10 protein-coding genes are annotated in these 8,583 nt (G+C 69.7%); 5 read left to right on the top strand and 5 right to left on the bottom strand.

The genetic code is table 11. From position 1 onward, the window contains the following. Together FUT87_RS28585 and FUT87_RS09220 are read left to right on the top strand one after the other, a co-directional pair. A partial coding sequence (locus FUT87_RS28585) for a hypothetical protein (protein ID WP_186830447.1) occupies nucleotides 1-485 on the top strand: 485 nt, incomplete at its 5' end. A gap of 68 nt (nucleotides 486-553) precedes the next feature. Further along, nucleotides 554-2,176 (top strand): ShlB/FhaC/HecB family hemolysin secretion/activation protein, encoded by a 1,623-nt coding sequence (locus FUT87_RS09220; RefSeq protein ID WP_186830446.1) that lies wholly within the window; start codon nucleotides 554-556, stop codon nucleotides 2,174-2,176. 121 nt (nucleotides 2,177-2,297) lie between these two features. On the opposite strand, the gene FUT87_RS09215 is transcribed toward FUT87_RS09220, so the two are convergent. Beyond that, on the bottom strand, nucleotides 2,298-3,170 hold the full coding sequence (locus FUT87_RS09215; protein WP_147240839.1) for an NmrA/HSCARG family protein: 873 nt from the start codon (nucleotides 3,168-3,170) through the stop codon (nucleotides 2,298-2,300). Nucleotides 3,171-3,283: 113 nt separating this feature from the next. Here FUT87_RS09215 and FUT87_RS09210 point away from each other — a divergent pair, with 113 nt between their 5' ends. Continuing rightward, entirely contained in the window at nucleotides 3,284-4,162 is an 879-nt protein-coding gene (locus tag FUT87_RS09210; protein ID WP_147239945.1) for a LysR family transcriptional regulator, read from the top strand. Nucleotides 4,163-4,521: 359 nt separating this feature from the next. Beyond that, a complete protein-coding gene (locus tag FUT87_RS09205; RefSeq protein WP_147239946.1) occupies nucleotides 4,522-4,752 on the top strand; it encodes a DUF3606 domain-containing protein in 231 nt (76 codons plus the stop codon). Between the two features lie 77 nt (nucleotides 4,753-4,829). Here the strand turns inward: FUT87_RS09205 and FUT87_RS09200 are convergent, their stop codons facing one another. The 3 genes from FUT87_RS09200 to FUT87_RS09190 form a co-directional block, all read right to left on the bottom strand. Then, nucleotides 4,830-5,597 (bottom strand): hypothetical protein, encoded by a 768-nt coding sequence (locus tag FUT87_RS09200; protein WP_147239947.1) that lies wholly within the window; start codon nucleotides 5,595-5,597, stop codon nucleotides 4,830-4,832. 146 nt (nucleotides 5,598-5,743) lie between these two features. Beyond that, entirely contained in the window at nucleotides 5,744-6,130 is a 387-nt protein-coding gene (locus tag FUT87_RS09195; protein ID WP_186830318.1) for a response regulator, read from the bottom strand. Nucleotides 6,131-6,259: 129 nt separating this feature from the next. Beyond that, a complete protein-coding gene (locus tag FUT87_RS09190) occupies nucleotides 6,260-6,715 on the bottom strand; it encodes a RidA family protein (protein ID WP_147239949.1) in 456 nt (151 codons plus the stop codon). 162 nt (nucleotides 6,716-6,877) lie between these two features. Here FUT87_RS09190 and FUT87_RS09185 point away from each other — a divergent pair, with 162 nt between their 5' ends. Continuing rightward, a complete protein-coding gene (locus FUT87_RS09185; protein WP_147239950.1) occupies nucleotides 6,878-7,378 on the top strand; it encodes an endonuclease V in 501 nt (166 codons plus the stop codon). A gap of 40 nt (nucleotides 7,379-7,418) precedes the next feature. Here the strand turns inward: FUT87_RS09185 and FUT87_RS09180 are convergent. Continuing rightward, nucleotides 7,419-8,583: TolC family protein (locus tag FUT87_RS09180; protein ID WP_147240838.1), on the bottom strand; the 1,165-nt coding region annotated here is incomplete at its 5' end.

Raw genomic sequence — 8,583 nt, 5'->3', positions numbered from 1 at the left:
CCACCAACGTCGACGCCTTGGTCAAGGCGCCCGCCGCCGTCCCCAACTTCCCGGACAACGCGCGGTTGGGCCTGGGCGGAGAGGCCAGCACCATGGCGCTTGGCAACCTGAACTACGTGGCGCTCAGTTCCCCGTTGCCGTCCAGGAGCGCGGGCCAGGAGGTACAGGTCTTGCCCGCACCCGCGCTGTCGTCGGTCGTCGGTGCGGCGCGAGACAGCGCCGGCGCGGCCGGCGTATTCGAGATTCCCGATTCGATGTCGACCAACATCACCGCGCCCGCTGGCCGTGCGACAGCCTCGACGGCGTCGACGACTTCGCCGGGCGCTGCCCGTGCGAAGGAGGCGGTGCCCGGCAGCGCAGCCGTGTCGGTGCGCAGCGCCAACGGGCCGCTGGATGTATTCGTGGTCGATGGCGGGCTCAACGTGAATCGCCAGCCGCAGAAGGACCGACAACAGGCAGGCGCCCAGCCGGCGCCGGCGCAATGAGGGAGAGCCACTTGACCCGAACGTCGACACCCACGAAGCGTTTCCCCGCGCGCCGGATCGCGGCGGCCGTGCCGCTCCTGGCCGCCGCGGCGACCTGGGCCCAGACGGCCGGCATGGAACTCCAGGGCAATGCGCCCCCGCAGCCGCCGAGCCGCGCCGCGAGCAGCGCGCTGCCCGTGCTGCCCCCCGCGCCCAAGGGCGGCGCGGAGGCCGGCGGCCCGACCGTCGAGCTGCGCGCCCTGCGCATCGAGGGCAACGCCTCGGTTCCCACCGAGTTGCTGCAGTCCGCGGTGGGACCGGTGATCGGTCGGAAGATGACGCTTCAGGATCTCCAGGGCCTGGCGGACCGCATCACCGCAGCCTACCGATCACGCGGCTTCGCGCTGGCGCGCGCCTATCTGCCCGCGCAGAAGGTCACCGACGGCGAGGTGCTGGTGCAGGTCGTGGAAGGTGCCATCGGCAAGGTCTCCGCGCGCGGCGACGACCCGAAGGTCCCGGGCGCGCAGCCCTTCCTGGACGCCGGCATCCCGCTCGGTGCGCCGGTGCGCAGCGACACGCTGGAGCGCACGATGCTGCTGCTGGACGACCAGCCCGGCTTCAGCGTGAGGCCGGTGCTCAGACCCGGGGCCCAGTTCGGCGAGACCGAACTGCAGGTCGACGTCGAGCGCCGCAACCAGGTCTCGGGCGAGGTCGGACTGGACAACACGGGCAACGAAAGCACCGGGGCCTATCGGCTGCGCGGCCTGGTCAACATCAACAGTCCGTTCCGCTTCGGCGACCGCGTCTCGCTGACCGCGCTGGTCACCGATGAGAAGCTCTGGCTGGGCTCCGCCGAGTACGAAACTCCCCTGGATGCGACCGGCACCCGTGGATCGATCTCGCTGAGCCGCAGCAGCTATCAGCTCGACGGAGCCTTCGCCGCGCTTGGCGCCAAGGGCCTCGCGGATTCCGTCAGCGGCCGCCTCACGCGCGCGCTGATCCGGTCGCAGCAGACCAACCTGCTGGCGTCCTTGAACCTCTCGCACAAGATCCTCGAGCAGCAGTACGACGCGCTGGGCATCACGCGCAAGCGCAAGAGCGACCTGCTGTCGCCCGGTCTCCAGTTCGACGTGCGCGACGGCATCGCCGGCGGCGGCGTGACCTACGGGCAGGTCTCGGCGACGCTGGGCCGACTGCGGCTCGATGACGCGTCGCGCGCGCTCGACGATGCGACCGCGCGCACGCGCGGCGCGTTCCAGCGCTTCAACCTCGACCTGGCGCGCATCCAGCGGCTGTCGGACACCTTCAGCGCCTACGTACGTCTGTCCGCGCAATGGTCGGGCGGCAATCTCGATGCGTCCGAGAAATTCGGCCTCGGCGGGTTCCTCGGCGTGCGCGCCTACCCGATGGGCGAGGGCAGCGGCGACCGCGGCTGGATGGCCCAGACGGAACTGCGTGCCACCGTCGCGGCGGGCATGACCGCATTCGTCTGGGGCGATGGCGGGCAGGTGAAGCTCAATGCCAAGCCCTGGGATGCGGGCTCCGACGGCCGGCGCGGCCTGGCCGGCGCCGGCATTGGCGGACGCTGGACGGCCGGCCGGTGGGTGGCGGAGTCGACGCTGGGCTGGCGCGTGCGTGGCGGCCGTCCGGAGGCCGAGGACAGGGACCGGAACCCGCGGTGGTTCCTCAGCGCGGGCTACCGCTTCGATTGACCGCGACGCCGGCGTGCGCCGACATCCGGCGGCATGCGGCCTTGGCGGTCGTCGCCGGGCATATGCTGCGACCCCATGCCGCCCGCGTGACGGTGCGCGCGCGGCGGCACGGTTTGCCTCGTCAGGCCTTCTTCAACTGCTCGGCGACGAAGGCCTGGTATGTGCGCATCGGTCGGCCGAGGACCGCTTCCAGCTGCTGCACGGCGCCGTCGGCCGGGATCTGGCCGACCTGCTGGATGCGCTCCATCATGAGCCGCAGGTCATAGGCCATCCAGGGCGGGACATGGTTCTGGACCAGCTGTGCCTCGAAGGCGGCGACGTCATCGCCGCCGTAGTGGATCTGGCGGCCCAGCGCCTGGCTCCAGACGGCTGTCGCTGATTCCCCGGTGAACAGTTCCCGGCCGGCGACATCGAGGGTGACCGCGGGCAGCGGTCCTTCCGCGCGGTCGCGACGCAGCAGTTCCGCCACGGCGATGTCGGCGATGTCGCGCGCGTCGACCATCGCGACGCCGGTGGCGCCGATGGGCATCGGGAACACGCCGTAGCCCTCGATGACCGGCTGGATGCCGATGTCGTTCTGCATGAAGTACGCCGGACGCAGGACCGTCGCGGGCAGGTTGAGCCGGTCGATCATCCGTTCCACCGTGTGCTTGCTGGTGAAGTGCGGCACCTCCGGATATTTGTCGGCGTTGATGACCGACAGATAGACGATGCGCTGGATGCCGGCCTCGCGCGCCACGTTCAGCGCCTGCAGCGACTGGGTGAGCTCGTCGGCCACCAGCGCGTTGAGCAGGAACAGGGTGCGCACGCCGGTCATCGCCGTCCGCAGGGAGGCGACGTCGGTGAGGTCGCCGACGACGGCCTGGACGCCTTCAGGCAGCGACGCCTTGCCGGGTTGACGGACCAGGGCGCGGACCTGGGCGCCTTGCTCGGCCAGGCCGCGAACGACGAGGGAACCGATGGTTCCGGTGGAACCGATGACGAGGATGCTCATTTGAAACTCCGTTTGAAGAAGGGGGATGTCGGGGTGACGGACGAAAGATAGGCCGTTGCAGACGATGAACACAGCCGCCAGAATCGAGACATACCGTCTCGGATCCGGAACACATGGACCTCAATGCCCTGGTGGACTTCAACCTGGTGGCCACCCACGGCGGCTTCGGGCGCGCCAGTCGCGCCAGCCGCCGCTCGAAGGCCACGCTGTCGCGTCGCGTGGCGGATCTGGAAGAGCAGCTCGGCGTGCGGCTGATCGAGCGCAGCGCCAAGGGGCTGGAGCTGACCGACGCTGGCCGGCAGTTGCTCAGCCGGACCGCGGGTCCGATGGGCGAGGTGCTGGACGCGTTCACCGCGACGCGGGAGGGCGACGGCCAGGTGGCCGGCCGGCTGCGCGTGGCCGCCCCGGTGCTCTTCTCGCAGCTCGCGATGGGGCGTCATTGCGCCGAGTTCCGCCAGCGCTATCCGGGCGTCACGGTCGAGGTGGTGGCGGAGGATCGGGTGGTGGACCTGGTCGAAGAGCAATTCGACGTGGCGATCCGTCCCAACCCCCGGCCGGACACGACGCTCGTGGGCAGGAGCTTCGCCAAGGACCGGCTCGTCGTGGTGGCGGCGCCGTCGATCGCGAAGCCGCGGCGAAGCAGAACACCGGTGCGGGTGCCTGCCGTGGTCAATGCCTTTCGCGACGGCGAGACCTGGCCCCTGGACGGCACCGGCCTGACGCTGGAGCCGGTGCCCGTGTTGCGTTTGTCGTCCATGCTGATGCTGCGCGACGCCGCGATCGCCGGGGCCGGCGTCGCGCAGGTGCCGCAGTCGATCATCTGGGACCAGCTTGCGAAGGGCGCGCTGGTGCAATGGGGCGCGACGGGCGGCAAGGAGGTGGATCTGTGGGTGCTCCACACCTCGCGACGACTGGCCAGCCCGAAGGTCAAGGCCTTCGTGGATTTCATGTCATCGCGCTATCCCGATGGCCAGCTGGTGCTCGCCGGTTAGACGGCGCGCGGCAAGGGCTTCGCCGGCAAGCGAGAATTCGCCGGCCGCATCGACGGCACCCGAGCGCCAACCCGTCGCGATCCTCGCGAATGACGGCGCCCAGTCAAAGTCCGGAAGTATTCAGAAATGATGGAATGGATCCCGATCGTCCTGGTGACGTTCAAGCTGCTCGTGTTCGGCACCGGCATGTTCTTCGCCATCAAATGGCATTACGACAAAGAGAAGAAGAACCGGAAGAAGTGAGTCGAAGCGCGAGCCCAGGGCCACTCGCATGGCGAGTTTGAAACGGGGTCGCCCGCAGGAACGCAGCATGCCGCTCAGCCTGCGAGCGGGCCCGCGTCGTGGCCCGGGAGCAGGCCATGTCCGAAGAAGCAAGTTTCGCCTCGCCCTCCGGTGAACTCGGGCCACTCGTCGATGTCGGCGACCCTGGGCAGATGGACGCGTGGGCCAGGAAGCTCGATGTGTCGCCGCAGCAGATCCGGGAGGCCGTCGCCGCGGTCGGGACCTCGGCCGCCAACGTCGAGGAGTACCTCAAGGGCACTCGCGCGACCACGAATGCGGACAGGACGTCCAGTGCCGGGACGAACTGAGGTCGCGAGCGACTGCCGGTCCCGCTGCGGTCGCGCCGAAGGCGAGCGCTGAGCTCGGGGGCTGCCGCATCGCGTAGTCAGCGCCGCGGCGTGGGGTCCTGCGCGCTCCGTGGCGAATTGCATCCCACCGTCGAGAGCTGGTGTCGCTGCAGGGCTGCGTGCCACGCCGGGCTGCAGGCCACCGCTTCCGTCGCGGCGAGCAGCCGGTCCGTCACCCGCGCATCGGGCACCCGAATCACGACGCGCCGCACGATGACCTGCGGCTCCGGGAACGACCGCCATTTGAAGGGCTGAGGACATCCCGCGAGCCCGCCGCTGCCGGCCAGCTCGGAACGGCTCATCACCACGAAGTCCACCCGTCCCAGGCAGAGCTTCTTCAGGTTGGACACGTGGTCGGGCGCATCCTCCCGCTTGATCTTCCGTGCCTCGACATACGGTCCGAGCACGCGATAGATGTGCCCGGCAATGGCGCCGAAGCGCATGCCGACGAGGTCCTCCGGCGAGGACATCGGCAGCGGGCGCAGGCTCACCAGCACGTTCTCGTCCACCAGCAGCGGCACCGACCATTTGCCGGCCCTGGCTTCCTCCGACAGGAACTCGGGCGCGAGGAACACGGCGAGTCCCTGAAACCGCGGGCCTTCGAGCCTCAACTCCAGGCGCTTGCGCGGCACGGTCTCCAGCGTCAATGGCACCGGCAGCCTGGACGCGTCTCGCAGCAGCCGGACGAAAGTCGGCGCCAGGCCGCTCTCGGCGGCCTCGCCCGCCTGGACGAAGGGCGGCTGGGAGTAGCTGTTCAGGACGACGTAGCCGGTGCCGGGATCCTGGGCGATCGCCGTCGCCGGCATCAACAGCGCGGCGAGGAGCAGACCGACGGCGGAGGGGGCTCCCCAGCGGCTCGGCGCTTGGGGCGTCGCGAAGGGACTTGCCGAGGCGATCCGGCCGTCCGTCCGGGCGGACGGGTCGGCGTCAGCTGCGGAGCCCCGGCGCAGCATCACGGCCTCCGCTCGGCAACCCGCGACAGCAAGGTGCTCAGCTCCCGCTCGAGGTGGCTGAAGTCCACCGGCTTGAGCCAATAGGCGGCGGCGCCCGCGTCCAGCGCGCGGCGCCGGTCGGTCTCCGCGGAGAAAGCCGTCACCATCGCCACCGGCACCCGGCTGTCCGAGGGCAGAGAGCGCAGCCGGCGCAGGACCTCGAGGCCATCGCAGTCCGGCAACTGCATGTCCAGCAGCACGACGTCCGGGCGGAAGCGCTGGAATCGCTCGACGCCATCGGATCCCGTTTCCGCCACCTCGAAGTGCAGGCCGGGGAACCGGGTCGCCCACTGCTGCATCACCAGGATGTTGACGGGGTTGTCCTCGATGTAGAGGACCTTCCCCACCAGGTCAGTCTTGGAAGAGTGTCGCGCCTCCATCGCCATTCCTCACCTTCAGCGCAGTTCGCGGCGGCAATGGCAGGCATGCGGCAATCCCGGTGCCGGGCCTCGGTACCCGGCCGTCGTCGCGGCTCCTCAGGCGAGGGACAGGTCCACGCGGAAGGCGATCTCGATGAGTTGCTCGCGGAAGGCGAGGCGGGACACGCCGATGAGGTTGCTCGCGACGGCTGGCGTCGGTCCGTAGACCCGGCGCCGAACCTCGCCCGCGACCGCGAAGGCCGCATCCACGTCCAGCACGAAGAGCGTCTCCTCGACGACCTGGTCGAAGGTGGCGCCGAAGTGGGACAGCAGCCGGCGGGCGTTTTCGTAGGTCGTCTGCATCTGCAGCGCCATGTTGGAGAAGTCCTTGGGTCGGCCGTGCTCGTCCAGGGGCGCGGGCCCGACCAGGGCGCCGGCGGCATCGTGGCTGAGCTGCCCGGACACATGGATGATGTTGCCGACCTTCACCGCCTGCGCGTAGCCATAGGCCTGTTCCCAAGGGACGCCGAGGTTGGCGACTTCCTTCACTGCGGTGCCTGCTTTGTCGGACATGAGGTTGACTCCATTTGGATTCGGGGATGAAGAGGCCATGCTGCCGCGCCAGGCACGCGCGCGCCAGCCCACTTGGAGAGAGGGGAACTCGCTCGAAATGGGCGGATGCCCGCGGGCGTTGTCATGCAGGGCGGCGCGCAGTGCATGCTGATAATTCCGCGCATGAAACTCGTTGTCGCAGTTCATTTCGACGGTGCCCAGGCGAATGCCGCGGCGGTGGCTTTCGACGCCTGGGATTCGCCGGAGCCGATCAAGACCTATGTCTCGCCCATCGCGCCGGTCGAGAAGGCCGTCCGGGGTGCCGTCGACCTGAGGGAAGTCAGCTGCGTGATGCAGCTGCTGCGCGAGCACAGCCTTACTCCCGAGCTCCTCCTGATCGACGGCTTCGTCCATCTGGATACCGATGAAACGCCGGGCGTGGGCCGGCATCTGTATGAGGCGCTCGGCGGTGCGATCCCGGTCGTCGGCGTGTCGAAGAAAAGCCTGCCGGGCTTGTCGGCGCAGTCGGAGGTCCTGCGGGAAGACGAAGCGCCGCCTTTGGTGGTGACCTGCGCGGGGATCGACATTGGCGCGGCGAAGGTGCGGCTGCGGTCAATGCATGGCAGGAAGCGGGTGCCGACGCTCATGAAGCTCGCGGCACGTCTCGCGAAAAACAAGGAGTAGGGCCGCGCGGGCGAGGCCGCCCGGTGCCGATGTCACGCCTTCATTCGCCGCTGGGCTTCCACATCGAAGCGCTTTGCTGGTCGCGGGGGATCGTCTCCGCGTCCGGACTCCACCCGCCACCGAGCGCCTTGAAGGCGCCGACGGCCGCCCGGGCCGAGCCGGTGCGCGCCTGGACCTGCGCATCGGAGGCACGGAGCAGGTTCTCGTCGGCCTGCAGCACTTCGATCAGGCTGACGATGCCCTTCTGATAGGCGGCGAAGGAGGCCCCGCGCGCTCGCCGAAGGGCGTCCACGCCCTGGGCGAGCACCGCCGCCTGCGCTTCGCGTTTGACCACGGCGGTGAGGGCATTCTCGACGTCCTCGCCTGCCTGCAGTACGGCCAGTCGGTACGCGGCGAGCATCTCGGCCTCCTGGCCCCGCGTCAGGCGGATCTGCGCGTCGATGCGGCCGAAGTCGAACAGCCGCCAGCGCAGGCCGACGACGCCGGCCGCCTGGCTCGCGCCGCCGCTGAAGAGCTGGCCCGCCGACACCGACGTCGCATTGCCGATCAGGCCGCTCAGCGAGAGCTTGGGGTAGTACTCGGCCATGGCCGCGCCGATGCGCGCGTTCGAGGCGGCCAGATGCCGCTCGGCGACGATCAGGTCGGGGCGCCGCTGAAGCAGGTCGGCCGGGGCGCCGATGCCGGCGATGCCCGGCGCGATGGGCACCTCCGCGTCCGCGAGCCTGGCTGCATCGGTGCCCGCCGGGCTCCCGAGCATCACGTCCAGCGCATTCCTGGCGGCGTCCAAGCCCTGCTCGAGTTCAGGAATGGTGGCCTGCGCTTGAGCCAGTGCGCCTTCGGCCTGGCTGACCTGCAAGTCAGCCGCCAATCCCTTCCCATTCAGCAGACGGACGGTGGACAGCAGGTCCTCGCGCGTACGGACCTGGTCCCGCGCGATCACCAGGCGCGCCTGCAGTCCGCGCAGGGCGATGTAGAGATCGGCCGTCTGGGCGGCCACGGCCAGCCGGGCTGCCACGGCGCCGGCTTGCGAGGCCTGGTATTCCGCGATCGCGGCTTCCCGCTCACGGCGCAGGCCGCCGAAGATGTCCAGTTCCCAGCTCGCGTTGCCATTCAACTCGTAGGCGCTGCCGTGCCGATCGAATCCCGGCCGCGAATCGAGGATGCGCCCGAGCGGAGTTTCGACGGACTGGTAGGCGCGCGCCGCC

Source organism: Mitsuaria sp. TWR114, from assembly GCF_007997345.1.
The sequence above is the reverse complement of the archived record's forward strand: the minus strand, read 5'-3'. Positions and strand labels throughout refer to the sequence as shown.